General features: G+C 61.1%; 22 protein-coding genes. 12 read left to right on the top strand and 10 right to left on the bottom strand.

Annotation, left to right across the window (positions count from 1 at the left end):
* The first annotated feature begins 7 nt into the window (after positions 1-7).
* The 10 genes from GKQ23_RS21635 to GKQ23_RS21680 all read left to right on the top strand — a co-directional run bounded on the left by GKQ23_RS21635 (position 8) and on the right by GKQ23_RS21680 (position 8,571).
* Positions 8-859, top strand: a complete 852-nt coding sequence (locus tag GKQ23_RS21635; protein WP_212409403.1) for an SMP-30/gluconolactonase/LRE family protein — start codon at positions 8-10, stop codon at positions 857-859.
* A 402-nt stretch (positions 860-1,261) separates the two neighbouring features.
* A complete protein-coding gene (gene yiaK / locus GKQ23_RS21640; RefSeq protein ID WP_212409404.1) occupies positions 1,262-2,260 on the top strand; it encodes a 3-dehydro-L-gulonate 2-dehydrogenase in 999 nt (332 codons plus the stop codon).
* A gap of 11 nt (positions 2,261-2,271) precedes the next feature.
* Positions 2,272-2,739: a YhcH/YjgK/YiaL family protein gene (locus GKQ23_RS21645; RefSeq protein WP_212409405.1), complete on the top strand. Its 468-nt coding sequence runs from the start codon at positions 2,272-2,274 to the stop codon at positions 2,737-2,739.
* Positions 2,740-2,754: 15 nt separating this feature from the next.
* Positions 2,755-4,050 (top strand): MFS transporter, encoded by a 1,296-nt coding sequence (locus GKQ23_RS21650; protein ID WP_056235228.1) that lies wholly within the window; start codon positions 2,755-2,757, stop codon positions 4,048-4,050.
* Positions 4,047-5,531, top strand: coding sequence for an FGGY-family carbohydrate kinase (locus GKQ23_RS21655; RefSeq protein ID WP_212409406.1), 1,485 nt, complete (start codon positions 4,047-4,049; stop codon positions 5,529-5,531). The genes GKQ23_RS21650 and GKQ23_RS21655 overlap by 4 nt, the downstream gene beginning before the upstream one ends.
* Positions 5,528-6,193: a 3-keto-L-gulonate-6-phosphate decarboxylase UlaD gene (gene ulaD, locus GKQ23_RS21660; protein WP_056235223.1), complete on the top strand. Its 666-nt coding sequence runs from the start codon at positions 5,528-5,530 to the stop codon at positions 6,191-6,193. Before GKQ23_RS21655 ends, ulaD begins: the two co-directional genes overlap by 4 nt.
* Positions 6,193-7,050, top strand: coding sequence for an L-ribulose-5-phosphate 3-epimerase (locus GKQ23_RS21665; protein WP_056236359.1), 858 nt, complete (start codon positions 6,193-6,195; stop codon positions 7,048-7,050). The genes ulaD and GKQ23_RS21665 overlap by 1 nt, the downstream gene beginning before the upstream one ends.
* The gene (araD, locus tag GKQ23_RS21670; protein WP_212409407.1) at positions 7,047-7,745 is read left to right on the top strand and encodes an L-ribulose-5-phosphate 4-epimerase; all 699 of its coding nucleotides are present in this window, start codon (positions 7,047-7,049) and stop codon (positions 7,743-7,745) included. Before GKQ23_RS21665 ends, araD begins: the two co-directional genes overlap by 4 nt.
* Positions 7,746-7,873: 128 nt before the next feature.
* Positions 7,874-8,272, top strand: a complete 399-nt coding sequence (locus GKQ23_RS21675) for a type II toxin-antitoxin system RelE/ParE family toxin (protein WP_212409408.1) — start codon at positions 7,874-7,876, stop codon at positions 8,270-8,272.
* Entirely contained in the window at positions 8,269-8,571 is a 303-nt protein-coding gene (locus GKQ23_RS21680) for a helix-turn-helix transcriptional regulator (RefSeq protein ID WP_056235216.1), read from the top strand. The genes GKQ23_RS21675 and GKQ23_RS21680 overlap by 4 nt, the downstream gene beginning before the upstream one ends.
* A gap of 45 nt (positions 8,572-8,616) precedes the next feature.
* Here GKQ23_RS21680 and GKQ23_RS21685 read toward each other — a convergent pair whose 3' ends face one another.
* The 6 genes from GKQ23_RS21685 to GKQ23_RS21710 form a co-directional block, all read right to left on the bottom strand.
* Complete coding sequence (locus GKQ23_RS21685; RefSeq protein WP_212409409.1) at positions 8,617-9,981, bottom strand: cytochrome c; 1,365 nt, start codon at positions 9,979-9,981, stop codon at positions 8,617-8,619.
* A gap of 10 nt (positions 9,982-9,991) precedes the next feature.
* On the bottom strand, positions 9,992-11,776 hold the full coding sequence (locus tag GKQ23_RS21690; RefSeq protein ID WP_056235212.1) for a GMC family oxidoreductase: 1,785 nt from the start codon (positions 11,774-11,776) through the stop codon (positions 9,992-9,994).
* 2 nt (positions 11,777-11,778) lie between these two features.
* Positions 11,779-12,519: a gluconate 2-dehydrogenase subunit 3 family protein gene (locus GKQ23_RS21695; RefSeq protein ID WP_212409410.1), complete on the bottom strand. Its 741-nt coding sequence runs from the start codon at positions 12,517-12,519 to the stop codon at positions 11,779-11,781.
* Between the two features lie 264 nt (positions 12,520-12,783).
* Positions 12,784-13,188, bottom strand: coding sequence for a hypothetical protein (locus GKQ23_RS21700; protein WP_212409411.1), 405 nt, complete (start codon positions 13,186-13,188; stop codon positions 12,784-12,786).
* A gap of 89 nt (positions 13,189-13,277) precedes the next feature.
* Positions 13,278-13,685 (bottom strand): hypothetical protein, encoded by a 408-nt coding sequence (locus GKQ23_RS21705; RefSeq protein ID WP_212409412.1) that lies wholly within the window; start codon positions 13,683-13,685, stop codon positions 13,278-13,280.
* Positions 13,686-13,975: 290 nt separating this feature from the next.
* The gene (locus GKQ23_RS21710) at positions 13,976-16,063 is read right to left on the bottom strand and encodes an EAL domain-containing protein (protein ID WP_056235203.1); all 2,088 of its coding nucleotides are present in this window, start codon (positions 16,061-16,063) and stop codon (positions 13,976-13,978) included.
* 437 nt (positions 16,064-16,500) lie between these two features.
* Between GKQ23_RS21710 and sbmA the strand changes: the two genes are divergently transcribed.
* Positions 16,501-17,724, top strand: a complete 1,224-nt coding sequence (gene sbmA, locus GKQ23_RS21715; RefSeq protein WP_212409413.1) for a peptide antibiotic transporter SbmA — start codon at positions 16,501-16,503, stop codon at positions 17,722-17,724.
* A gap of 16 nt (positions 17,725-17,740) precedes the next feature.
* Here sbmA and GKQ23_RS21720 read toward each other — a convergent pair whose 3' ends face one another.
* A complete protein-coding gene (locus GKQ23_RS21720) occupies positions 17,741-19,381 on the bottom strand; it encodes a dihydroxyacetone kinase subunit DhaK (protein WP_212409414.1) in 1,641 nt (546 codons plus the stop codon).
* Positions 19,382-20,107: 726 nt separating this feature from the next.
* Here GKQ23_RS21720 and leuA point away from each other — a divergent pair.
* Positions 20,108-21,784 (top strand): 2-isopropylmalate synthase, encoded by a 1,677-nt coding sequence (leuA, locus tag GKQ23_RS21725; protein ID WP_212409415.1) that lies wholly within the window; start codon positions 20,108-20,110, stop codon positions 21,782-21,784.
* Between the two features lie 76 nt (positions 21,785-21,860).
* On the opposite strand, the gene GKQ23_RS21730 is transcribed toward leuA, so the two are convergent.
* The 3 genes from GKQ23_RS21730 to gltP all read right to left on the bottom strand — a co-directional run bounded on the left by GKQ23_RS21730 (position 21,861) and on the right by gltP (position 26,038).
* On the bottom strand, positions 21,861-22,628 hold the full coding sequence (locus GKQ23_RS21730) for a helix-turn-helix transcriptional regulator (RefSeq protein ID WP_056235194.1): 768 nt from the start codon (positions 22,626-22,628) through the stop codon (positions 21,861-21,863).
* Between the two features lie 233 nt (positions 22,629-22,861).
* The gene (locus tag GKQ23_RS21735; RefSeq protein ID WP_056235191.1) at positions 22,862-24,406 is read right to left on the bottom strand and encodes a PAS domain-containing methyl-accepting chemotaxis protein; all 1,545 of its coding nucleotides are present in this window, start codon (positions 24,404-24,406) and stop codon (positions 22,862-22,864) included.
* A gap of 333 nt (positions 24,407-24,739) precedes the next feature.
* On the bottom strand, positions 24,740-26,038 hold the full coding sequence (gene gltP, locus GKQ23_RS21740) for a glutamate/aspartate:proton symporter GltP (RefSeq protein WP_101506141.1): 1,299 nt from the start codon (positions 26,036-26,038) through the stop codon (positions 24,740-24,742).
* Positions 26,039-26,227 lie beyond the last annotated feature (189 nt).

Here is a 26,227-nt window from a genome sequence, read left to right on the forward strand (position 1 = left end):
AGGATCTATGTCAGTAACGGACGGACTCATCCTGGAAAAACTCTGCTCGCCGGCCATCTGGGCCGAAGGGCCGGTATGGCTGCCGCAGCAGGATGCGGTGGTGTTCAGCGACGTGAAAGGCAACCGCATGTTCCGCTGGCAGCGCAACGGTGAGCTGAGCCTGTGGCGCTCACCGTCACACTACGCTAACGGCAACGCGCTGGACCGCGAAGGGCGGGTAGTGAGCTGTGAACACGGCCGCCGCGCCATCAGCCGCACCGAGGCGGACGGCAGCGTCCGGCTGCTGGTGGAGAAGGTCGACGGCAAGCGCTTCAACTCGCCGAACGACGTGGTGGTGCGCTCCGACGGGACGATCTGGTTTACCGATCCCCCCTACGGCATTATCAGCGACGACGAGGGCTACCACGCGCACAGCCAGGTGATCGGCTGCTACGTATATTGCTTCGATCCGGCCACCCGGCAGCTAAGTATCGCCGCCAGCGACGTGCAGCGTCCAAACGGGCTGGCGTTTTCACCGGATGAAAGCCTGCTCTACGTGGCGGATATGTCGGTTATCGACTTTCCGACGCTGGGCCGCCGTGAGCTGCGGGTCTACCGGGTTGACGGCATGCAGCTGGTGGACGGGCGCCAGTTTGCCGGGGTGGATCCGGGTATCCCGGACGGCTTCTGCGTTGATCCACAAGGATCGATCTGGTGCAGCTGCGATGACGGCGTGATCCTGTTCGACAGCCAGGGACAGCGCCAGGGCAAGATCGCGGTGCCGGAGCGGGTGTCGAACTGCACCTTCGGCGGCCCGGACGGTGACGAGCTGTATATCACCGCCACCACCTCGCTCTACCGGGTGCGGATCGGGCGGTAAGGGTCGCCGGCCACCGGCCACGTGCAGGCCAGCCGAAAGCCACCGCGCCGTATCCCGCCCGCTAACCTGCCTGCCAGTGTCGACCACTGCGCCAGTAACAGAGCGGGATTGCAGCGGCCGCCGCTGACCTGCACATAACAGCCTCCCCCTGTTTTCTACGGGGGAGGATCCACAGATCGGTCTGACTGTTCTGCGATGCCCCGCGCCCCATTCCCGCCCGATGTGCCCGCGATCACAGAAGCCAAACACGGTTTTATTTCATTGATTTTTAAAGAAAAATTTACACCCTCTTTTTTTGACTTCCCCCGCTGTTCCCCATAGGATTTATTTGAAACGTCATTCCATATATTGAAATTACGCCGCCAGTACCGGGTGCGTACCCGGCGGCAGGGAACCAGCAGAATGAGAATCAGCTACGCGCAGTTAAAGCAGGAGTTCTTAAGAGTGTTACTGGCACGCGGCGTGACGGAGGAGAAAGCCGACGCCTGCGCCACCCTGTTTGCCGACACCAGCGAAAACGGCGTCTATTCCCACGGCGTCAACCGCTTCCCGCGCTTTATCCAGCAGCTGGACGCCGGGCATATCGTACCGGACGCCGAGCCGCAGAAGATCCTGTCGCTGGGGGCGATCGAACAGTGGGACGCCCACCGCGCCATCGGTAACCTCACCGCCCGGAGCATGATGGATCGCGCCATGGCGCTGGCCGACGGCCACGGCATCGGGCTGGTGGCGCTGCGTAACGCCAACCACTGGATGCGCGGCGGCAGCTACGGCTGGCAGGCGGCAGAAAAGGGCTATATCGGCGTCTGCTGGACCAACTCGATTGCGGTGATGCCGCCGTGGGGGGCAAAAAACTGCGCCATCGGTACCAATCCGCTGATCGTCGCCGTACCGGGCGATCCGATCACCATGGTCGATATGTCGATGTCGATGTTCTCCTACGGCATGCTGGAAATTAACCGCCTGGCGGGCAATACGCTGCCGGTGGACGGCGGCTTTGACGACGACGGCCACTACACCCGCGACCCGGCCACCATTGAGGCCAACCGCCGCATTCTGCCGATGGGTTACTGGAAGGGATCGGCGCTCTCCATCGTGCTGGATATGGTCGCCACCCTGCTCTCTAACGGTGCCTCGGTGACCGAGGTGACCGAAGACAACGGCGACGAATTCGGTATCTCCCAGGTGTTTATCGCCATCGACGTTGACCGGCTGATCGACGGCCCGACCCGCGATAGCAAGCTGCAGCGCATCCGCGAGTCGATCAGCGGTGCCGAACGTGCCGACAGCCAGCAGGCGATCCGCCTGCCCGGCCACAAATTCCCCGGCATCCGCGCTGAAAACCAGCGGCTCGGTATCCCGGTTGATGAACGCGTCTGGGCACGTATCCAGGCCCTGTAAGGAGCAACGCGATGATCTTTGGTCACATTGAGAATACCGATACCCGCCACTATCCCGCCGCCATCGCCCGCGCGCTCGACTACCTGCGCGGCCATGACCTGGCGGCGATGGCCGCCGGGCGCTATCAGGACGACGCCACCGGCTGGGTGGTGCAGGTGCTGGATCTGCAGACCTCGCCGGGCCATGAGAACTTCCCGGAAGCGCACCGCCGCCATCTCGACGTGCAGTTCCTGGTGAGCGGCAGCGAGCTGATCGGTGTCGCAACGGCGCAGGCCGATCTGCCCGTGCAGCAGCCCTACGATGAAGCGCGCGACATCGTGTTCTATCAGGACGCACCGCATGAGAGCCAGCTGCTGATGCAGCCGGGCAACTTTGCGGTGTTCTATCCGCAAGATATTCACCGCCCGAACGGCATGCTGGAGACGCCACAGGCGATCCGCAAGGTGGTGGTAAAAATTCCTGTCGCCGACCTGGCCTGAGCAACGAGGATCGCTATGAGTCTGACCTCCACCACTGACACCCGCGACGCGGTCCCGGCGATGCGCTGGCTGCGCATCGTGCCGCCGATCCTGATCACCTGCATCATCTCCTATATGGACCGGGTGAATATCGCCTTCGCCATGCCCGGCGGTATGGATGCCGACCTCGGCATCAGCGCCTCGATGGCCGGCCTGGCCGGCGGCATCTTCTTTATCGGCTACCTGTTTCTGCAGGTGCCCGGCGGCAGGCTGGCGGTGTACGGCAACGGCAAGCGCTTTATCGGCTGGTCGCTGCTGGCCTGGGCGGTGATCTCGGTGCTGACCGGCTTTGCCAGCAACCATTATCAGCTGCTGGCGCTGCGCTTTGCGCTCGGCGTCTCCGAGGGCGGCATGCTGCCGGTGGTGCTGACCATGATCGGCAACTGGTTCCCGGACGCCGAGCGCGGCCGCGCCAACGCCATCGTGATCATGTTCGTGCCGATCGCCGGCATCCTCACCGCCCCGCTCTCCGGCTGGATCATCACCGGCTGGGACTGGCGCATGCTGTTCTTCGTTGAGGGGGGCATGTCGCTGGTGGTGATGGCGCTGTGGCACTTTACCATCAGCAACCGTCCGCAGGAGGCGAAGTGGATCTCCGCCGCCGAGAAGCAGTATCTGATTAAAACGCTGCACGACGAACAGCTGCAGATCAAAGGCCAGAACACCCGCAAAGCCTCGCTGCGCCAGGTGATGCGCGAACCGGTGATGTGGCGGCTGATTATGGTCAACTTCTTCTATCAGACCGGTATCTACGGCTACACGCTGTGGCTGCCGACCATCCTGAAAGAGCTGACCCACGGCAATATTGCCCAGGTCGGCTGGCTGGCGATCCTGCCTTACGTCGGGGCTATTTTCGGCATGTTTCTGTTCTCCAGCCTGTCGGACGCCAGCGGCCGCCGCAGGCTGTTCGTAACGCTGCCGCTGGCCGGCTTTGCGCTGTGCATGGCGCTGTCGGTGGTGCTGAAGGCGCATATCTGGTGGTCCTACGCCGCGCTGGTCGGCTGCGGGGTGTTTATTCAGTCGGCGGCCGGGGTGTTCTGGAGTATTCCGCCGCGGCTGTTTAACGCCGAAGTGGCCGGCGGCGCGCGCGGGGTGATTAACGCGCTGGGCAACCTTGGCGGTTTCTGCGGCCCCTATATGGTTGGCGTACTGATCGCCGAATACAGCAAGGATGCCGGCGTTTACAGCCTGGCGGTCTCGCTGGCGCTGGCCTCGCTGCTGGCGCTGACCCTGCCAGCCCGCTGCGATAACGCACGTAAGGCGGTGGTATGAGCTACTGGTTAGGGCTTGACTGCGGCGGCACCTTTATTAAGGCCGGGCTGTATAACGCACAGGGCCGCGAGCTGGCGGTCGCCCGGCAGAGCCTGCCGGTGCTGGTGCCGGAACCGGGCCGCGCCGAGCGCGACCTGCACCAGCTGTGGCAACAGGCGGCGACGGTAATCCGTCAGGTGCTGGAGAACAGCGGGCTGGACGCCGCGCAGGTGGCCGGGGTGGGCATCTCCGCACAGGGTAAAGGGCTGTTTCTGCTGGATAAGCAGGGCGAGCCGCTCGGCAACGGCATCCTCTCCTCCGACCGCCGGGCGCTGGCGCTGGTGCAGCAGTGGCAGCGCGACGGGGTGCCCGCCGCGCTCTACCCGGTCACCCGCCAGACGCTGTGGACCGGCCACCCGGTGTCGCTGCTGCGCTGGGTGAAACTGCATGAACCGCAGCGTTATGCCGCCATTGGCAGCGTGCTGATGGCGCACGACTACCTGCGCTACCGCCTGACCGGCGAGCTGGCCTGTGAAGAGACCAATATCTCCGAATCCAACCTGTACGATATGCAGCAGGGCGACTTTTCGCCCGCGCTGGCACAGCGGCTGGGAATTGTAGAGATCCTGCCGGCCCTGCCAGCGATTATCGGCTCTGCTGCCGTGGCGGGTACGGTGACGGCCGGGGCCGCCGCGCTGTGCGGGCTTAAGCCGGGTACGCCGGTGGTCGGCGGGCTGTTTGACGTGGTCTCCACCGCGCTGTGCGCCGGGCTGGATGACGACACCCGTATCAACGCGGTGATGGGCACCTGGTCGGTGACCAGCGGCATCACCGACCGCCTGAGCGATGAGGTCGACTACCCGTTTGTTTACGGCCGCTACGCCATCGACGGCCAGTACATTATTCACGAGGCCAGTCCGACCTCCGCCGCCAACCTCGAGTGGTTCTGCCAGCAGTGGGGGCTGAACGACTACCCGCGCCTTAATCAGTGGGTGGCGGAACTGCCACCGGCGGCCAGCTCGCTGCTGTTTGTCCCCTTCCTGTACGGCAATAACGCCGGGGGCAATCTGCACGCCAGTTTCTACGGCCTGCAGGCTGCACACCAGCGCGGCCATCTGTTACAGGCGATCTACGAGGGGGTGGTGTTCGCCCATCTGACTCACCTCAACCGCATCCGCCAGCGCTTCCCGCGCGTCACGGCCCTGCGCCTCAGCGGCGGACCGACCCGCTCCGCCTGCTGGATGCAGATGTTCGCCGATATCAGCGGCCTGCCGGTGGAGATCCCGCAGATTGAGGAGAGCGGCTGCCTGGGCGCGGCGCTGGTGGCGATGACCGGCACCGGGGCGTATCCGTCGCTGCTGGCCGCACAGCAGACTCTGGCACCGGAAGTCGTCTGTTATCAGCCGGATGCGGAACGCCATCGGCTCTACCAACAAAAATATCAGCGCTATCAGCGGCTGGTGGCGGCACTGACCGCCGTGGAACAGGAAACCACACCATGAACCGTCACCCCTTGCCACAGCTGCAGCTGGCGCTGGATCACACCCGGCTGGAGCAGGCGCTGGACGCCGCCCGGCGGCTGCATGCCCATGTGGATATCGTGGAAGCTGGCACCCTGCTGTGCCTGAGCGAAGGCGCTGCCGCGGTGCGCGCGCTACGCGAACTGCTGCCCGAAAAAACGCTGGTCGCCGACTTTAAGGTTGCCGACGCCGGCAGCACGCTGGCCGCACTGGCGTTTCAGGCCGGGGCCAGCTGGATGACGGTGATCTGCGCCGCGCCGCTGGCCACCTTTGCCAGCGCACAGCAGGTGGCCGAGGCGCACGGCGGCGAGATCCAGATCGAGCTGTTCGGCCACTGGACGCTGGACGACGCCCGCGAATGGCGGCGTCTCGGGCTGCGCCAGGCGATTTACCACCGCGGACGCGATGCCCAGGCCAGCGGCCAGCAGTGGGGGCCACAGGATCTGGATGCGATGAAGGCGCTCTCCGATCTCGGCTTCGCCCTGTCGGTGACCGGCGGCATCACCCCCGCCGACCTGCCGCAGTTTGCACAGATTAACGTGAAGGCGTTTATCGCCGGACGCGCGCTGACCGACGGCCCGCACGGCGTGGCCGTGGCGGCGGAATTTCATCAGGCGATTGACGCCATCTGGGGGAAAAAATAATGCGCCAGCACCCACTGGGAATTTATGAAAAAGCGCTGCCCGCCAACCTCAGCTGGCCGGAACGGCTGGCGCTGGCGAAGGCCTGCGGCTTTGATTTTGTTGAGATGTCGGTGGACGAAACGGACATCCGGCTGGCGCGGCTGCAGTGGAGCCGCGAGCAGCGGCTGTCGCTGGTCAACGCGATGCTGGAAACCGGCGTCACCGTGCCCTCGATGTGCCTCTCCGGCCACCGCCGCTTCCCGTTCGGCAGCCGCGATCCGGCGGTGCGCCAGCAGGCCTATACGCTGATGGAGCAGGCGATTCAGCTGGCGAAGGATGTCGGTATCCGCACCATTCAGCTGGCCGGCTATGACGTCTACTACGAACCGCGCGACGAAGGTACGGTGGCACGTTTCGCCGAGGGCATCGCCTGGGCGGTGGATCGCGCCGCCGCCGCCCAGGTGATGCTGGCGGTAGAGATTATGGACACTGAATTTATGAACGCCATCAGCAAGTGGAAACAGTGGGACCAGCAGCAGGCCTCGCCGTGGTTCACGGTCTACCCCGACGTCGGCAACCTCAGCGCCTGGGGCAACGACGTCGCCGCGGAGCTGGCGCTGGGCATTGATCGCATCGCCGCCATCCACCTGAAGGACACCCAGCCGGTCACCGACCGTTCGCCGGGGCAGTTCCGCGACGTGCCCTTTGGTGAGGGCTGCGTCGATTTCGTTGGCGTGTTCCGCACGCTGAAGCAGCTTAACTATCGCGGCGCGTTTCTGATTGAGATGTGGACCGAAAAAGCCGAAGAGCCGGTGGCCGAGATCGTGCAGGCACGGCGCTGGATTGAACAGAAAATGCAGGAAGGAGGATTACAATGAGCTTATCTTCGCTGAAACAGCAGGTCCTGGAGGCCAATCTGGCGCTGCCGCGCCACCGGCTGGTGACCTTTACCTGGGGCAACGTCAGCGCCATCGATCGCACCAGCGGCCGGGTGGCGATTAAGCCGTCCGGCGTCGACTATGAGGGCATGATGGTGGACGATATCGTGGTGGTCGATGTGGAGAGCGGCCGGGTCGTCGAGGGCAGCAAAAAGCCCTCTTCGGATACCGCCACTCACCTGGCGCTGTACCGCGCCTTTGCCGATATCGGTGGCATCGTGCACACCCACTCGCGCCACGCCACCATCTGGGCGCAGGCCGGGCTGGATCTGCCCGCCTGGGGCACCACCCACGCCGACTACTTCTACGGCGCGATCCCCTGCACCAGGCTGATGACGCCGCAGGAGATCGCCAGCGACTACGAGCACAACACCGGCGAAGTGATTATCGACACCTTCCACCGCCGCGGGATCAGCCCGACGGCGATCCCGGCGGTGCTGGTCAACGCCCACGGCCCGTTCGCCTGGGGCAGCAGCGCAGACAATGCGGTACATAACGCGGTGGTACTGGAAGAGATAGCCTATATGAACCTGTTCTCACGCCAGCTGACGCCGGGGATCGGGTCGATGCAGCAGGTGCTGCTGGATAAACACTATCTGCGCAAGCACGGGGCGTCCGCCTATTACGGTCAGTGACAAAACGGGGCCGGTGGTCAACCGGCCCCTAATGCTAAATAGCGCATTACATGCACCTCATTGCCCCCCCTGCTGATGGTAGTTTTCGGCCTTGTGATCCACATAAAGTAAACCTTAAGGTTGACAAAATGACACAAGGAAAAGAGAATAAAAAAACAGCAAAACGCTACCCGGTGATGTTACTGGCAGCGGCGAGAAAAGAGCTTTTCGACCTGAATCCCGCTAACAGAGCAGAGTTTATCGCAGCCATTGAGACTTTCGAAAAGTACGGTCCCGCTTCAGGTATACCGGACGTTGAGAAGATTCAGGGCGATATGTACGAACTGAAAACACAGTCACCCAGCCACTGGTTGAGAGGCTTTTATTTTCACTACCATGAAAGTAAATACATCATCACCCATATCTTTGCCAAAAAGAGCAATGCCACGCCCGTGACAAACAAGCACAAGGGGTTGAAGCGCTGGCAAGACTTTATAGCCGTGCGCCAAATACAAAATCGTCAGTGCGACCGGAGCAGAAATCAATGAAAGAAAGCCACGATTTACACGCATGGGATGACGTTCGGACAGAACTACTGCAAGACGAAGAAACGGCTAAAGCTTACGCGGTGGTGCTGAAAAGACAGGAACTGATGGCACAGTTTGTTGATATGCGTAAAAACCGTAATCTGACTCAGAACGACATTGCAAAGTCCGTGGGCGTCAGCCGTCAGGCTATCAGCAAACTGGAGAAAGGCAGGGCATCGCCGACCATTGATACCCTTATCGGCTACGCCGCTGCCATGGGTGTTGATTTCGTCACACCACTTAAAAAAGTGTTGGTTTAACGCTTTTTAAGGGCCGGTGATCATCCGGCCCCTGAATGGCTGTTGTTACGGCGTCAGCTTCTCCACGTCGGCGTTACCCTGGCGCCCGGCCACCGTTTCATCCTTGCGCAGTTTCGCCACGTCGCGGGCGGAAACGGTTGATTTCGCGGTATTGCCCCAGCTGGTGCGGATAAAGTTGACCACGTCCGCCACCTGCTGGTCGTTCAGCCGCCAGCCGAAGGCCGGCATGGTGATGGTCGACGGAGCACCCTGCACGCCCGGCAGCTGTGCGCCGGTCAGCACGATATGGATCAGCGAGGTCGGATCCTCAGCCAGCACCACCGGGTTACCGCGCAGCGCCGGGAAGAAGCGCTGATAGCCGCTGCCGTCGGTCTTATGGCAGGCAGCGCAGCTGTCCACGTAGGCCGCCGCCCCTGTTTTACCGTCATCCCCTTGCCACAGCGCCTTCGCCACCCTGTCATCCGGGGCAAAACCGGCCTGATTCGGGTCTTTCGCCCCCAGCGACTTCAGATAACGGGCAATCGCCGTGATATCGTCCGCGGTCAGATACTGCAGGCTGTGCTGCACCACGTCGGTCATGCCGCCAAATACCGCAGTATGGTCGTTGCGGCCGTAGCGCAGGAACTGCGCGAGATCGTCTTCGCTCCAGCGACCCAGCCCGTCACGGCCGTCGCCTCTGAGGTTGCTGGCGGTCCAGCCGTCGATCGGCGCACTGCTGCCGGAGAGGAAGTCGCTGCCCTGATGGTCGTTCAGCGCCTTCTCCTGCATGGTGATGCTGCGCGGCGTATGGCAGGCGCCGCAGTGGCCCAGCCCCTCCACCAGATACTGGCCGCGCGCCAGCGTCGCATCCTGCCCCGGTAATGGCCGGAAGGCCTTCACGTCCGGGGCAAATACGCCGCGCCAGACAGCCAGCGGCCAGCGCATCGACAGCGGCCAGGGAATATCGCTTTCCCGGTTCGCCTGTGCCACCGGCTGCACGCCGTGCATAAAGTACGCGTACAGCGCCTGCATATCCTCGTCGCTGACCACCGCGTAGGACGGATACGGCATCGCCGGGTAGAGCGTGTCGCCGTTCTTCGCCACGCCGTGACGCACCGCTTTCTGGAAGTCGTCGTAGCTGTAGTCGCCGATCCCGCTCTGCTTATCCGGGGTGATATTGGTGGAGTAAATGGTACCGATCGGCGTCGCCATCGGCAGCCCGCCGGCAAACGGCTGACCGCCCGCCTGAGTGTGGCAGGCCACGCAGTCACCGGCGCGTGCCAGGTACTCACCGCGCCGGATCAGCGCCGCGCCGCTCTCCTCGCCCGCCGCCTGTGCGGTCGCGTTATCTGCTGCCGCTGTGTTGGCGGTCGCTGCGGATGCGCCCAACGCCGCCATGCCCAGCAGCAGGCCTGAAATCATCTTTTTCATCTGCGTGTCCTTATGCCTGTACCAGCGGGCCGGGGTTTTTCAGATACTGCTCGCGAATCGCCTTCGCCGACCAGTAGGTCAGCGCGGCCACCATCCCGGTCGGGTTATAACCCAGCCCCTGCGGGAAGGCGGAAGCGCCCGGCACAAACACGTTCGGCACGTCCCAGCTCTGCAGATAGCGGTTCAGCGCGCTGGTTTTCGGGTCTTCACCCATAATCGCACCGCCGTTCATATGGGTGGTCTGATACACGGTGGTATCAAAGTGGGTACCCGGCATTTTCGGCGCGCCGCTGATCAGCTGCGGATTCATTGCTTCGGCAATTTTGTGCATGCGCCCGTGCATAAACTGCGACATTTTGATGTCGTTTTCCTGCCAGTCGAAGGTCATACGCAGCAGCGGCTGGCCGTAAACGTTCCTGTAGTTCGGATCGAGATCGAGGTAGTTACTGCGGTACGACTGGTGCGCGCCGTGAGCATCCATCGACACGTGATGGGTGTAGCGATCGGCCACCGCCGCCTTCCACTGGCTGCCCCAGTTCGGCGTGCCCGGCGGGGTCGGCAGGCCGGAGATCGGCTTCACGCCCGCCTGGTTGACCCACATCGGCGATCCACCGACAAAGCCGTACTGCGCGTGGTCGAAGTTATCGGCGTTAAAGTCATCAACGCCAACGCCCGCGCCGCCGGCACCAATAAAGTTGTTGGTAAACACGTCTTTATCAAAGAACGCTTTGATGGTGGAGATGTTCTGGTAGGCGAAGTTACGCCCGATGGTGCCTTCATTGGTCACCGGATCGTAAGGTTTGCCGATGCCGGAAAGCAGCATCAGGTGCACGTTATGGAACTGGAAGGCGGAGAGGATCACCAGATCGGCCGGCTGCTCCTGTTCACGCCCGAGGCCATCGACGTAGGTCACGCCGGTGGCACGTTTCTTATCGTCGGTAAGGTTTACCCGCAGCACGTAGGCGTTGTTACGCAGCTCGAACTTCGCCTCCTGGCGCAGCGCGGGCAGCACGTTAACGTTCGGTGATGCCTTCGAATACATATAGCAGGCGTAGCCGCTGCAGTAACCGCAGAAGTTGCACGGCCCCATCTGCGCGCCGTAGGTATTGGTGTACGGGCCGGAGGTGTTGGCCGACGGCAGATCGTAGGGATGATAGCCGATGCTTTCGGCCGCCTGTGCAAACAGCTGCGCCGAGTAGGTGCGCTTCTGTGCCGGCAGCGGGAAGTCCGCCGAGCGGTCCGGGGCAAACGGGTTACCTTTGCCGCCCTGACCGACCACCTTACCCTTCACGCTCCACGCCGAGCCGGAGGTGCCAAACACCTTTTCCGCCTGGTCAAAGAACGGCTCCAGCTCGTCATAGCTGACGCCGAAGTCCTGGATGGTCATCCCTTCCGGAATAAAGTTTTTGCCGTAGCGCTCTTCGTAGTGGCTGCGCATCCGCAACTCGATCGGGTCGACGCGGAAGTGGACGCCGGACCAGTGCAGCCCCGCGCCGCCGGTGCCGGTGCCCGGCAGAAACGCCGCCAGCTGACGGTAGGGCTGTGCGGTCTGCGCCGCGTTATGCCGGATGGTCACGGTGCTTTTCGACAGATCCTGGAACAGCTTTTTGCGGATGTTGTAGGTCAGCTCGTCAATCACCTGCGGATAGGCACCGTCAGGATAGGTATCACGATGTGGGCCGCGCTCCAGCGCCACCACGTTAAGACCGGCTTCGGTCAGCTCTTTCGCCATGATCGATCCGGCCCAGCCGAAACCAACGATCACCGCGTCCACTTTTTTCAGTACGTTTGCCATGCTTACGATCTCTCCCCGCGAATCCCCACCGGCGGCAGCGTATAGCGCTCACCGCGTTCCACCCAGTCCATAAAGTCGGCGCGCGCGCCCGGGAAGTTGATCAGCTTCCAGCCCACCAGCCCCTGATTACCGCCGTGGATCGGGTCGCTGAAGAAGCCTTCGCGGGTGTTCTGCAGCAGGAAAGAGAAGAAGGTTTTCGCCGGCAGCTGCGGCAGCGTCGCGTTGCCGGATTCCAGCGCCTGCAGGAAAGCGTCCTGCTGTTCCGCATTCAGCTGTGCAAACACTTTGCCGTGCTGCTGTTTTGCCAGTGCGTCAGCATCAGCGAGCCCGAGACGATAGATGTCACGTGGGACCAGCGGCAGCTGGTAGCCCAGCGCTTTATCGGCATCCGGGTGGAACGGGCCCTGCATATACCAGTTGGCACCGGTGGCGTACGGGGTGTTCATCTGCCGATCGATATACTCCGGCACGCCGGCCTCCAGCGCGCCGGGGCCACGATCGTCCGCCGGGATCAGCCGGGCGACCGCCGCGCGGATAAAGGCAAACTCTTCCGAGGTAAACCAGGTCGGCTGGTAATCACGGGCCTGCTGCGGGCCGGTGGCCTGGGGCGTTTCAGCGGCGCTGGCTGCGGCCGGGGCCACGGCCAGCGAGCCGAGGCCGGAACCGATCGCCATCGCCGGCGCGATGCTGATGGTCCGCAGCAGAAAATCTCTGCGGGTGCTTCCTGTTTTTTGCTCTGACATCACATTGCCTTATCAGACGCCGGCGGCTGCAGGCGTGAAAAATGGGTTAACGCGGGTGAATAGTGCTACGGGCCGTAGGGTTTTATTGTAGACGCCACTTTTTTGTTACCGGTAACAATTTTGCAGAGTGTAACAGTAACCCGCGCAGAAAGTGAGGGGATTGAAACAAAAAGGCACAAATTCATTAACAAGCCCGCACTCTGACGGGCTACCGCTTCCTCGTCGGCATCGGGCTGGGCTTCTGCTACTCGTTTAGGTGAGGTGTCAGACCTGCAGCACTGCAGTTTTAACAAACCAGGTTATCGCTGCGGTCATCATCGGCAGGAAAATGCCCCAAAAAACCTTCGAGTCGCTGGAGTTGATACGCGAATTCAGTTTCTCAATCATCGCCTGATGCCGGCTATCCATGTTATCTAAGCGTTCATTAAGCCGAACTTCAAAAGCATGCAGTGTGCCGGTGAATTCGGCTTTGGTGACAAACGTATCACAACGCTCAATCAGCTTTTCCACCGAGGCTTTAGTGGCAAACGTATCACAACGCTCAATCAGCTTTTCCACCGAAGCGGTGGTGGCAAAATTTTTGGAGCGCTCGGTTAGCGCCGTCACATCCAGCCGGATTTGATGCGTATCCTTTTCAAGCTGCTCAATACGTTTATTTAATTCATCCATCTCGTTTCTCCCTTTGTCAGTGCTGATTCTGCACAGCATCCGCAAGTGGCGGCACCGCGCATCCGGGTTGATCGGTTACCCACGGCCATTCAGGTCATGACGGCGGTGCGGATAAACCAGCCAATCGCGGCGGTCATGCCCGGTAAGAAAATCCCCCAGAAGATTTTGGAATCGACGGCGTTGATCCTTGATTCTGTGGCGTTGATTCTGGAATCTAAACGGCTGATCATCGCCATGTGCCGATCATCCATCTTTGCGAACCGTTCGTTCATCCGGTTGTCCATCCGATCCAGACGATCGTTCAGTCGCACTTCAAAATCATGCAGCTTGCCGTTGAACTCCGCCTTAGTGACAAAGCTATCGCAACGCGCAACCAGCGCATCCACCGAAGCCGTCGTGGCAAAATTTTTGGAGCGTTCGGTCAGCGTTGCCAAATCTACGCTGATTTTATGCGTATCCTTTTCAAGCTGCTCCACGCGTTTGTTTAACTCTTCCATCTCGTTTCTCCCTTTGTCAGTAACAGGCCTGAGTAACAGGCATGACATATTTCAAGCCGCCCAAAGTTCGCGTCTGACCACTTCAGGCGGGGAACGATACGGAAACTTAATTTACAGAAAATTCCAGATAATGACGTACAAAAGATGCGCAAATTTTCATCTGCGCATCTTTTATCAGCGGTGAGTTAAAGGGGCTCAGCCTGGCGCACCGTTAACCGGACAGCACGCAGAGGCAGTGGGTACTCACTGGAGAAGGTAGATTTTAGCCGCGCTTTTCTGCCGGCCGGCACTCACCCCGGCGTGAACGCCTCCAGCCGCGTCTCAGACGGCTGCGGGCGGCCAAAGTAGTAGCCCTGGAACAGCGTACAGCCCTCTTCTTTCAGCCGTTCAAACTGCTCGTTGCTCTCCACCCCTTCGGCGGTGATCTGAATATCCAGGCTACGGCTCATGCCGGTGATAGCGCGGATAATCGCCAGCGCCTCGCGGCTGTCCTTCATATCGCTGATAAAGGATTTATCGATTTTGATTTTGTCGAACGGGAAGGATCGCAGGTAGCTGAGGGACGAGTAGCCGGTGCCAAAATCATCCAGCGCGATGCGCACGCCCAGCGCTTTCAGCTTCTGCAGCGTCTCAATATTCACCGAGTTGTTATCCAGCAGCACCGACTCGGTGATCTCCACCTCCAGCCGCTCCGGTGCCAGCCCGGAATCGCGCAGCGCGGCCTCCACCACCGAGACCAGCGCGCTGTTTTTAAACTGCAGCGGCGACAGGTTGACCGCCACGCTCTGCCCGCCCGCCCAGCCGGCCGCTTCGCGGCAGGCTTCATGCAGCGCATAGGCACCCAGGCTGTGGATCAGCCCGGTCTCCTCGGCAATCGGGATAAAGTCCATCGGCATAATCATCCCCTTCTCAGGGTGATGCCAGCGCATCAGCGCCTCATAACCGACGATCTCGCAGTGCTGGTTGTTGGTGATTGGCTGATAGTAGAGCTTAAGCTGACGCCGGGTGATCGCCTCGCGCAGATCGTTCTCAATCAGGCGGCGCTTCTCGGCCTGTTCACCCATCTGATGGGTAAAGTGTTCAAAACGGTTTCGGCCGTTACGTTTAGCTTCGTACAGCGCCATATCGGCACAGCGCAGCTGCTGATCCGGCGAACTGGTTCCACGCTCGGCAAGGGAGATACCGATGCTCAGCCCCACCGACAGCGCATGGCCGTCCACGCTGAACGGCGGGCGGATCACGTCAATCAGCCGGCCGGCGACCAGCTCGGCCTCTTCGCCACCGCGCAGGCCAGGCAGCACGATGGCGAACTCGTCACCGCCGTTGCGCGCCAGCGTATCCTGCTCGCGCAGCACGCCGCGCAGCCTGGCTGCCACCGTACGCAGCAGATCGTCGCCGACCTGGTGCCCCAGCGCATCGTTAACGTTTTTAAAGTTGTCGAGATCGAGGCACAGGGTGGCGGTGACGCGCCGGGCATCGCGATCCTCGCGCAGCGCCTCGGTCAGCCGCTGGCTGAACAGTACGCGGTTCGGCAGGCTGGTCAGGTTGTCGTGGTGCGCCATATGGTGGATACGCGCATCGGCCGCCCGTTGATCGGTGACATCGTCGGCGATCAGCAGCACGTAGTTACGGTGTTCGTCGTTACCGCGAATAACCGAGGCGCTGGCGCTGATAATACGGTCGCCCAGCGGACTGGCCAGCAGACGCTCGTTGCGCTGCATCCCCTGTTTACGCTGCACCGCGTCAGAGAGCTGCATAAAGTATTCGCTCATTTCTTCCGTCATGCATTCTGCCAGCTTCTTACCGACAAAATCACGCTCGGAGCCGCCGAGCAGCTGCTCGGCTTTGCTGTTGATCAGCAGGATTTCGCGTGATACCGCGTCTTCAACGATTACGCAGGAGGGAATATTGGAGACGATGGTATCCAGGAAGGTGGAAAGCGCCGCCATCTTCTCGCCGTTACGCTCCGCCAGCTCACGCGCCTGCTGCATCTGCTGCTCGTATTCGCGCAGCTCGGTGTAGTCACGGGTCACTTTGGCAAAGCCGAGCAGCAGCCCCTCATCGTTGCGAATCGCATCGATCACCACGTGCGCCCAGAACGCGGTGCCGTCCTTACGGTAGCGCCAGCCTTTGGTGTCGTAACGACCGGTTTCGCGTGCGATATTCAGCCCGTTCTGCGGCACGCCCTTCTCGCGATCTTCTGCGCTGTAGAAGCAGCTGAAGTTTTTACCGATGATCTCTTCCGGGGTATATCCCTTGGCGCGCTGAGCGCCGGCGTTCCAGTTGGCGACCACGCCATCCGGCTTCAGCATATAAATGGCGTAATCCACCACGCTTTGTACCAGCATGCGGTACATGACATCTGAATCATCTTTCATTTTTAGTGTTACCTGGTCACCGGCGGTATTTTATTGCTGCAAAACGCGGCCGGCTGAAAAACGCCTCTGACGGGCGCAAAATGTCACCGGGGCTTCCCTGCGAAAGCGGCGATGATGTCGGTTACAGTCTTGTTCCAGGGTTCGGGTATAAACTGAAAATCGCTGCCTGTCCAAGATAATTCCACTTACCCATCCTGGTTCATTTCAACAGTATCGGCATTGCTTAAAAAATATTCAGTGGCGCGACATCAATGCTTACCTCAGGGAAGCAGAAGTCAAAACCCGCGCCACGACATTTCCAAAAAAATGCCCTGAGGTCGCCGGGCAACCTGCCCGTGGCCAGTTACACAGATTTCCTGCAGACATGAACGGATACAACCGTAGCGAGATTATTTACCGACATTCAGGCTATAAAATTAAAAAATTCAGGAGTTGCGATGTTTAAATCCTTTTTCCCGCGGCCCGGCCTGCTTTTCATCAGCGCCGTGGCCTGGAGCGCACTGGCTATCCTGCTGTGGTTCACGTTTGCCAGTCGGCTGTTTACGCATCTGATGTTTTTCTCTCCGGTGCCGCCCGGACAGCTGCCCGATAACGCGCTGCGTTTTATCGCCCCCACCTCGCTGGCCTTTGACGGCTACTATCTGCTGGTGGTCGGTCTGTTCAGCGCGGCCTGGTTCTGCCTCAGCCCGCACCCGTGGCAGCGCTGGTCGGTCATCGGCACCGCAATGATTATTTTCTTCACCTGGTTTTCGGTGCAGGTCGGCGTGGCGATTAACAGCTGGTACGGCCCGTTTTATAACCTGATTCAGAGCGCGCTGGACAAACCCGGCAGCGTGCAGACTGGCACGCTGTACGTCCAGCTGCTGGATTTTCTCAGTATTGCGCTGCTGGCGGTGCTGATAGACGTGCTGAACCTGTTTCTGATCAGCCATTACGTATTTCGCTGGCGCACCGCAATGAATGACTACTATATGACGCACTGGCCGCAGCTGCGCGGCATTGAGGGGGCCGCCCAGCGCGTACAGGAGGACACCATGCGCTTCGCCGCCACGGTAGAAGAGATGGGCGGCAGCCTGATTACCGCTCTGATGACGCTGATCGCCTTTCTGCCGGTGCTGGTGGCGCTGTCGGCCCACGTAAAAAGCGTGCCGCTGCTCGGCAGCATCCCCTATGCGCTGGTGATCGCCGCCGTGCTCTGGTCACTGCTGGGCACCGGGTTACTGGCCACGATCGGCATCAAGCTGCCGGGGCTGTCGTTCCGTAATCAGCGGGTGGAAGCCGCCTACCGTAAAGAACTGGTTTACGGCGAAGATGACCCCACCCGCGCCGCGCCGCCCACCGTGCGGCAGATGTTCCTGCAGGTACGAAAAAACTACTTCCGCCTCTATTTCCACTATCTCTATTTCAATATTGCGCGCATCTTCTATCTGCAGCTGGACGCGGTGTTCGGCCTGCTGGTGCTGTTCCCCGCCATCGTCGCCGGCGGCATGACGCTGGGGCTGCTGAATCAGATTACCAACGTGTTCGATCAGGTTCGCGGCGCGTTTCAGTATCTGATCACCTCGTGGACCACGCTGGTTGAGCTGATGTCGATCTATAAGCGCCTGCGCGGTTTCGAGCAGGCGCTGGCCGGACCGCCGCCAGGGCTGGCGGCTGGCTAACCGCGCGCGGCCACGCTTACCGCGAGGCCAGCGCGGCAAACACCTGCTGTACGGCCCAGGCACCGGGATCTTTCACCCCGTCAAGGCTCTGCGCGTTGAGGTAAGACGCGCGGCCCGCGCCCGCTTTCTGCATCCGGCTGGTGCTGTCCGCCCCCTCTTTCGCGGCGGCGGCGGCGACTGACAACCCTTCACCCGCCAGCAGCGCGGCAAAAGCCGGTGCCAGCGCATCAATCATGGTACGGTCGCCGACCCGTGCGCCACCGTAGTGCTGCAGCCGCTCCAGCCCCGCGGTCAGCGCCTCAGGCAGCGGATCCCCCTGCTGCAGGCGCTGACCGGCGGCGGTAAACAGGATCGATAGCAGCACCCCACTGGAGCCGCCCATCACCGCCGCCAGCTGTTCGCCTACCACGCTCAACAGCGCCGCAGGGTTATCCAGCGGCAGCTGTCGCGCTTCACAGGCGTGCAGCAGCGCGCGGCTGCCGGCCGCGAAGGTCGAGCCGGTATCACCATCGCCAACCCGCGCATCCAGCTGGTTCAGCTCGCTCTCCAGGCCGATCAGGGTCTGGCAGACGGTGGTCAGCACGGCGGCCGCGCCGGCATTCTCTGACGGGGTAAACGACGTCTGCGTGGCGATCGGCTCCGCCGCTAGCGTCACCGGCGGTTGCGGGATACTCACCCCGGGCCAGCCTGCCGCCTCCACCGACGCCCGCAGCGCCGCGTCACGCACAGGATCCAGCCGTAACACCGACAGCGAGAAGCCTTTCATATCCAGCGCGCTGACCAGCGTGGCCGGCCCGACCAGCAGCGTGACCCGTTTGCCCAGCGTGGAGCGCAGCACCTCGCGGGTCAAAACCGCCATCTCCAGCTGGGAAAAACCGCCGAGATTGTTGACCAGCAGTGCCAGCGGCCCGTCCCCGCTGACGCGCTGCAGGCGCTGGCTCAGTTCGTCGACGATCCTGCGGCTGTTCTGCGTTGCCAGCGTGGAGGCCCCCGGCTCGCCGTGAATGCCCATTCCCAGCTCGCTGTGGCCGGGCGGCACGCGGTCGTCACGCACTTCGCCCGGCACGTGGCATGGGCTGAAGGCGAGGCCGATTGAAGCGGTAGCCTCAATCGCCCGCTGCGCCGCTGCCGTCACGTCGCTTAAGGCCCGCCCCTGCTCTGCGGCAAAGCCCGCCACTTTGTGTACCAGCGCGGTACCGGCGATACCGCGCGGCTGCGGGTTATCCGCCAGCGCAATATCATCGCGCACGATGACCATCGCGACCTCATAACCCAGCAGACGGGCCTTTTCCGCCGCCAGGCCGAAGTTAAGGCGATCGCCGGTGTAATTTTTCACGATCAGCAGGCAGCCGGCTGGCCCGGTAACGTTGATGATGGCATGCAGCACCGCATCGACGCTCGGTGAGGCAAAGATATCGCCACACACCGCCGCGGTTAACATCCCCTTGCCGACAAAACCGATGTGCGCCGGCTCATGCCCCGACCCACCGCCGGAAATCAGCGCTACCTGTGATTTGTCCCAGTCACGCCGCACCACCACCCGGGTCTGCGGACCCAGCGCCAGGCGGGCCAGATTCGGGTACGGAGACGACATCAGCGCCCCGTCAATCGCTTCATTTACCAAATTTTGTTTCTGATCGACAAAAAATTGATACATCGCTTTTCTCCACGTTGAGACACCCTGTGAGGCAGACCGATCCTGCAGATATGCTCGCTTTTCTGAATGCACCTTGCTGGCTGCCCTGCGTATCAGGACATATCTTTCAGACGAAGTCGATAATAATGACCGCTGTCTGTTACTTTTAGAAATAAACTTTCGCCATTCATTTTAATCATCCGCGTAATCATAATCCTAAAAACGATCCCTTACCGAACAATTAAAGTAATTAGAACTCGAATCAAACCCTTAAATGGAACGAATAAAAACACCCACCACAAATACCATAACACCATGAAGTTAAAAGATTATATAAAACATGCATATTTTATTCATTAATTGAAAAAAAACGAAATCAGTTTGAAATTGCAGTATCAATCACAAATCAAGGTAAATTAAGGTGCATTTATCTTAAAAAAGTTCTAAAACTATCTACAGGGATCTCAATCGGAACGTTGAATCGGCTAACGCCTTCAGGATACATAAGATAAATATTTTAATGATTACCGGCAGTCCCTGTTTTAACCTTAAGCAAAAATAATCCAGACACACGCCAACACCAGGGCGTTACAGGGAGCAGATCGACAGATCTGCTCTTTTTTTTTGCCGCCGCTTGTCCGCTTTTCGCCTGAGATTGTCAGTTTTGCGCCAGCCAGCCCGCGCCGGCTTACGGCACACTAGCTGTTCACCTTTGACGCGATCGAAGACACCTTCAGGAGCCTGACCATGCTGCCACATCCCGCCGAAAAATATCGCCCCTTTCCCGCCCTGACGCTGCCAGACCGCCAGTGGCCCGGCCGCACCCTGCGCCAGGCACCGCGCTGGCTCTCCACCGATCTGCGCGACGGCAACCAGTCGCTGGCGGAACCAATGGACGCCGAACGCAAAATGCTGTTCTGGCAGCTGCTGCTGCAGTGCGGCTTTAAAGAGATCGAGGTCGCCTTTCCGTCGGCCTCGCTGACCGATTTCAACTTTGTGCGCCAGCTGATCGGGCAGCGGATGATCCCGCAGGACGTTACCATCCAGGTGCTGACCCAAGCGCGATCGGATCTGATCGATCGTACCTTCGCCGCGCTGGAAGGGGTGGATCGGGCGATCGTCCATCTGTATAACGCCACCGCGCCGGTATTTCGCCGGCTGGTGTTCCGCCAGAGCCGTGAACAGATTATCGAACTGGCCGTCAGCGCCGCCCGCCAGATCCGCCAGCGTTGCGAAGAGCAGCCGCAGACCCGCTGGACCTTCGAATACTCGCCCGAAACCTTCTGCTTTACCGAAATGGAGTTTGCCCTGCAGATCTGTGAAGCGGTGGCCGCCGTCTGGCAGCCCTGCGACGCACGCCCAATGATTATCAACCTGCCGGCCACCGTGGAGGTCAGCACGCCGAACGTCTATGCCGATCAGATTGAGTACTTCTGCCGCCACTTCTCGCAGCGCCGGCAGGTGTGCATCAGCGTGCATCCGCATAACGATCGCGGCACCGGCATTGCCGCCGCCGAGCTGGCGCTGCTGGCGGGGGCTGACCGGGTGGAGGGCTGCCTGTTTGGCAACGGCGAACGCACCGGCAACGTCGATCTGGTGACCATGGCGCTGAACTTTTATACCCAGGGGATCGCCCCCGGGCTGGATTTCAGCCAGATGAAACGGGTGGTGGACGTGGTGGAGCAGTGTAACCAGCTGCCGGTGCATCCGCGCCACCCTTACGCGGGAGAGCTGGTGTTTACCGCGTTTTCCGGCTCCCACCAGGATGCGATTAAGAAGGGCTTTGCCGCGCGTAAACTGCAGCAGGAGCCGCACTGGGAAGTGCCCTATCTGCCGCTCGATCCGGCGGATATCGGCTGCAGCTATGAAGCGGTGATCCGCGTTAACAGCCAGTCGGGCAAGAGCGGTGCCGCCTGGATGATCGAACAGAATCATGGCCTGACCCTGCCGCGCGGCCTGCAGCAGGATTTCAGCCAGCGGGTGCAGCAGGTCACCGACGGCGACAGCAAAGAGATGACCCAGGCGGCGATCTGGCAGCTGTTCCGCCAGGCGTATGGCCTGGATGCCCCGGCCTTACGCCTGAACGACTACCGCAGCCAGAGCGACCACCACGGGCAGCTGCAGTTTGCGGCCAGCGTGCAGCGCGGTGAGCAGGCGATCGTCATCAGCGGCTGCGGCAACGGGCTGCTGTCGGCCGCGGTAGACGCGCTGCGCCAGGCGTTCGACGTCCCCTTTGCCATTCAGGACTACCATGAGCACACCCTCGGCCAGCGTAGCGACAGCCGTTCCGTTGCCTATCTGCGCTGCACCTTCGGCGACAACCGCAGCCTGTGGGGCGTCGGCATCGACAGCGACGTGTCACGCGCGTCGCTGCAGGCGCTGCTCAACGCGCTGGGGCAGGCTCTGTCCGCCGCAGGGAAATGACGGCCAGCACAGGTTCAGCCCGCCGCCGGCGTGTCACCGACAGGGCCGCAGGCAGGAGCCTCGTCGCCGGGCAGGCTCAGCCGCGCGCCGGAAAGTAGTCGCTGGGTGCCACGCCCATAATGCGGCGGAACATGGCGCTGAACGCGCTCTGGCTTTCGTAACCCAGCTCCAGAGAGACGCTCAGCACCGAGTCGCCGCGCGCCAGCCGCGTCAGCGCCTCCATCAGCCGCGCACGCCGCACCCAGTCGCTGAACTGCAGCCCGGTCTCCTGACTGAAGCGCCGGGCCAGCGTGCGGCTGCTGGCGTTAATCTGCCGCGCGCCGTTCTCCAGCGTCCAGCGATCGCCAGGCCGCGCGCGTACCGCACGGCACAGCGCCACCAGCGCGTCGCTGGACGGTTCCGGCAGGCGCAGCGGCAGCTCATCCAGCCCCCGTATCTCATCCAGGATCAGCTCATAGATGCGCTCGGCGCGGCTGGCGGGTGGGTACACCTCCGGCAGCGCCAGCGCGCTGACGATCAGTTCGCGCAGCAGCGGCGACACCTGCACCACCTGACAGCTGGCGGGCAGATCGGCGCGCGCCAGCGGATCGATAAACAGCGTCCGCGCCGCAACGTCACCGGTAATCTGCAGCGCATGATGCACGCCGGCCGGCAGCCAGACGCCGCGTCCCGGCGGCACGATCCAGTGCCCGCTATCGGTCTCGACCCGGACGACACCGGTCAGCGTATGCACCAGCTGCGCACAGTTATGATAATGGCGCGGCTGATGCTCGCCGTGGCGGTAGTCATGGGCAAAAGGCACCAGCGGGCGGGTGGCAAAGCTGAAGTCGATAGTGGAGGACATAACAGGCTCGCGATAGCGTTCAGGCCTCAAGCTTATCACAGGACGATCGCCCGCTGGCGGCCAGACAGGGGTGACAGCGGCCAGGCTCCGGGTACACACAATGGCAGAAGCCCCCGGGCATCCGCTTATGGCGGCACACCCGGGCATCGTTTCAAAAGACAGCGAACCGGAGCCGGTGTGGCGGCGGCGGCGCGTAAAGCGGCACACCGGCAACGGGTAAAGACGCTTTGTGCTTAACGGAACACGCTGATCGCCTCCACCAGCCGGGTGGCCTGGCGGTTCATCCTGCCGGATGCCTGGGCGCTCTCCTCCACCCGGGCGGCGTTCTGATGGGTAATGTGGTCCAGATCCTCCACTGCCAGGCTCACTTCGCTCAGCGCGGTGGCCTGCTCGGCGGTGGCTTCGCTAATCCGGGTAATCAGCGTGGTGACGTTCTGCACCTGGCTGACGATATTTTCCATCGTTTTACCGGTGTCGTTCACCTGCAGGGTGCCCGACTGCACTTTGGTGGTGCTGGTCTCCACCAGCGACTTGATCTCGCTGGCCGCCGCCGCGCTGCGCTGCGCCAGGTTACGCACCTCACCGGCCACCACCGCAAAGCCTTTGCCCTGCTCGCCGGCGCGGGCGGCTTCCACCGCGGCGTTCAGCGCCAGAATATTGGTCTGGAAGGCGATGCCGTCAATCACGCTGGTAATGCTGGCGATCTTTTTCGAACTGTCGGTAATTTCCGCCATCATTTTGACCATCTCCTGCATCGCTGCACCGCCCTGCAGCGCGCTTCTGCTGGTACCGATCGACAGCGTATTGACCTCGGCGGCGGTATCGGTGTTGTTCTTCACCGTGGCGGTCATCTCATTCATGGTGGCGGCGGTCTGCTGCACGTTAGCGGCCGCCTGCTCGGTACGGCGGCTCAGCTCGGCATTGCTCTGCGCGATGGCATCGCTGGCGCTGAGCACGTTGATTGCCTGACCGCTGACGTCACCCACCAGCCAGCGGAACATCAGCCCCAGCTGGCCGATGGCGCGCAGCGTCATGCCCACCTCATCAACCCGGTCCATCTGCTCAACTTTCTGGCTGTCCCCGGTGGCCACGCCCAGCGCCTGCTGGTAAACACGCTCGATCGGCCGCGAGATCTGGCTCTCCAGCCAGGCGGAGACGAGCAGCAGCAGCAGCGCCATACCGGCAGCGAAGATGCCGGTCGCGGTAGCGCTCAGCCCCAGCCCCCAGACGCCCAGCGTGGTCAGCGGCAGCAGCAGCAGCAGCGGGCTGCGGATGCGCCAGCGCAGCGGCTGGGTCTTAAACAGTGAACGCCAGCGCATAAGGCCGGTGCGCACCACCAGCCCTTTATGAAAACGCACGCCTTTCGCTTTGCCATCGCGGAATTTTTGATACAGCGCGGCGGTCTCGCGTACCTCCTGCTGGCCGGGCTTAGTGCGCACCGACATATAGCCCTGCACCTGGCCGTTGCGCACTACCGGGATGGCGTTGGCACGCACCCAGTAGTGATCGCCATTTTTACGGCGGTTTTTCACCAGCGCACTCCATGGCTCCCCTTTTTTCAGCGTCGCCCACATATCGGCAAAGGCTTCAGGCGGCATATCCGGATGGCGCACCATATTGTGCGGCTGGCCGTTAATCTCTTCAGGCGTAAAACCGCTGACCTCAATAAACGCATCATTGGCGTAGGTGATGCGGCTGCTGGCGTCGGTGGTCGACATCAGCGTGGCATCATCGTCAAACAGGTACTCTTGCTGTGTAACGGGCAAGTTATTACGCATGGGTTAAATCCTTCATGGGATTAACAAAAGTGAGGTAAGAGGGGATGAGTTATATTTTTTTATATTTTCGGCGCGAACGGGCAGATCTTTAGTGGACTTAACACAAATCACATGACGCAGGTAGCATATCCACTCGCTCAGTGGCGGCAGGTGGTCGCCGGTGAACGGTCAGTTGCAACGGGCAGAAAAACCCTGAGTGCGGTAAGTGATTAAACTTAAGTCAGATTTTAGAGTATTACAGATGTATCTTCGGCGGGAATAAAAAAAGACCAGCCCGCAGGCTGGTCTCCTTCAGCGCACGCGGCGCCGGATACTCAGGTTAACGGCAGGCGGTCAACCGGCCACCTGTTTCAGCTGCGCCTCGTAGGCCACCGCCTGTTTCGCATCAAACTGATCTTCCCACTTGGCGATTACCAGCACCGCCAGCGCGTTACCGACCACGTTCAGCGCGGTACGCGCCATATCGAGGATACGATCCACGCCGGCGATAAACGCCAGCCCTTCCAGCGGGATGCCGACGCTGCCCAGCGTCGCCAGCAGCACCACAAAGGAGACGCCCGGCACGCCGGCGATCCCTTTCGAGGTGACCATCAGCGTCAGCACCAGGATAATCTCCTGGCCCAGCGACAGATCGATGCCGTACAGCTGGGCGATAAAGATCGCCGCAATGCTCTGATACAGCGTCGAACCGTCGAGGTTAAACGAGTAGCCGGTCGGCACCACAAAACTGGTGATCGCCTTCGGCGCGCCGTAGGCCTCCATCTTCTCCATAATGCGCGGCAGCACGGTTTCCGAGCTGGCGGTGGAGTAAGAGAGGATCAGCTCATCCTTGAGGATGCGGATCAGCGTAGTGATGCGCAGATTACAGAAGCGGGCGACCGCTCCCATCACCACCAGCGCAAAGAACAGGATTGCCGCATAGACCAGCACCACCAGCTTAGCCAGCGGCCACAGCGAGGCGAAGCCAAAGTTAGCGACGGTCACCGAGATCAGCGCAAACACCCCGACCGGCGCGTAGCGCATAATCATGTTGGTCACTTTGAACATCGCTTCCGAAGTGGAGCGGAATACCTTCACCAGCGGATCGCGGTGTTCCGCCGGCAGCGATGACAGCCCAAGGCCAAACAGCACCGAGAAGAAGATGATCGGCAGCATGTCGCCTTTCGCGATCGCCGCAAAAATATTCTGCGGGATCAGCGACAGGATGGTGGTCACCAGGCTGTGCGGCTGTCCCTGCACCTGCGCGGTGGTGGCTTCATACTTAGAGATGTCCACCGTTGCCAGCGTCGACATATCTATGCCGGAGCCGGGCTGAAACACGTTCGCCAGAGTAATCCCTGTCACAATGGCAATGGTGGTAATCACTTCAAAATAGATGATGGTTTTGACACCAATACGCCCGAGCTTTTTCGCATCACCCACGCCGGCAATGCCGACGATCAGCGTGGAAATCACGATCGGCACCACGATCATTTTGATCAGGTGGATAAAGATATCACCGGCCGGGCTGAGCACGTTAGTGACCAGCCACTCGCGGCTCTCCTGCTGATTATGCAGTACCGCACCGACGGCGATCCCCAGTACCAACGCAATCAATATTTGCCAGGCAAGGCTGAACTTTACAGATTTCATAACTTGTCTTTTTCCTTAACACAACCTGCTTACCGCATGAGACATACGGCATGAATGGCGCTCAGAGGAGGCAGTCCGAATTCGGACAATTCGCAGGTGATGGATGGTTGATTCCTGATTTACAGGCGCGTAATCAGTACCATTTTCAACGGCATGAATGCAACCCTACGCGATATGCGGCTACTTATT

The organism is Erwinia sp. E602 (assembly GCF_018141005.1).
Taxonomy (GTDB): domain Bacteria; phylum Pseudomonadota; class Gammaproteobacteria; order Enterobacterales; family Enterobacteriaceae; genus Erwinia.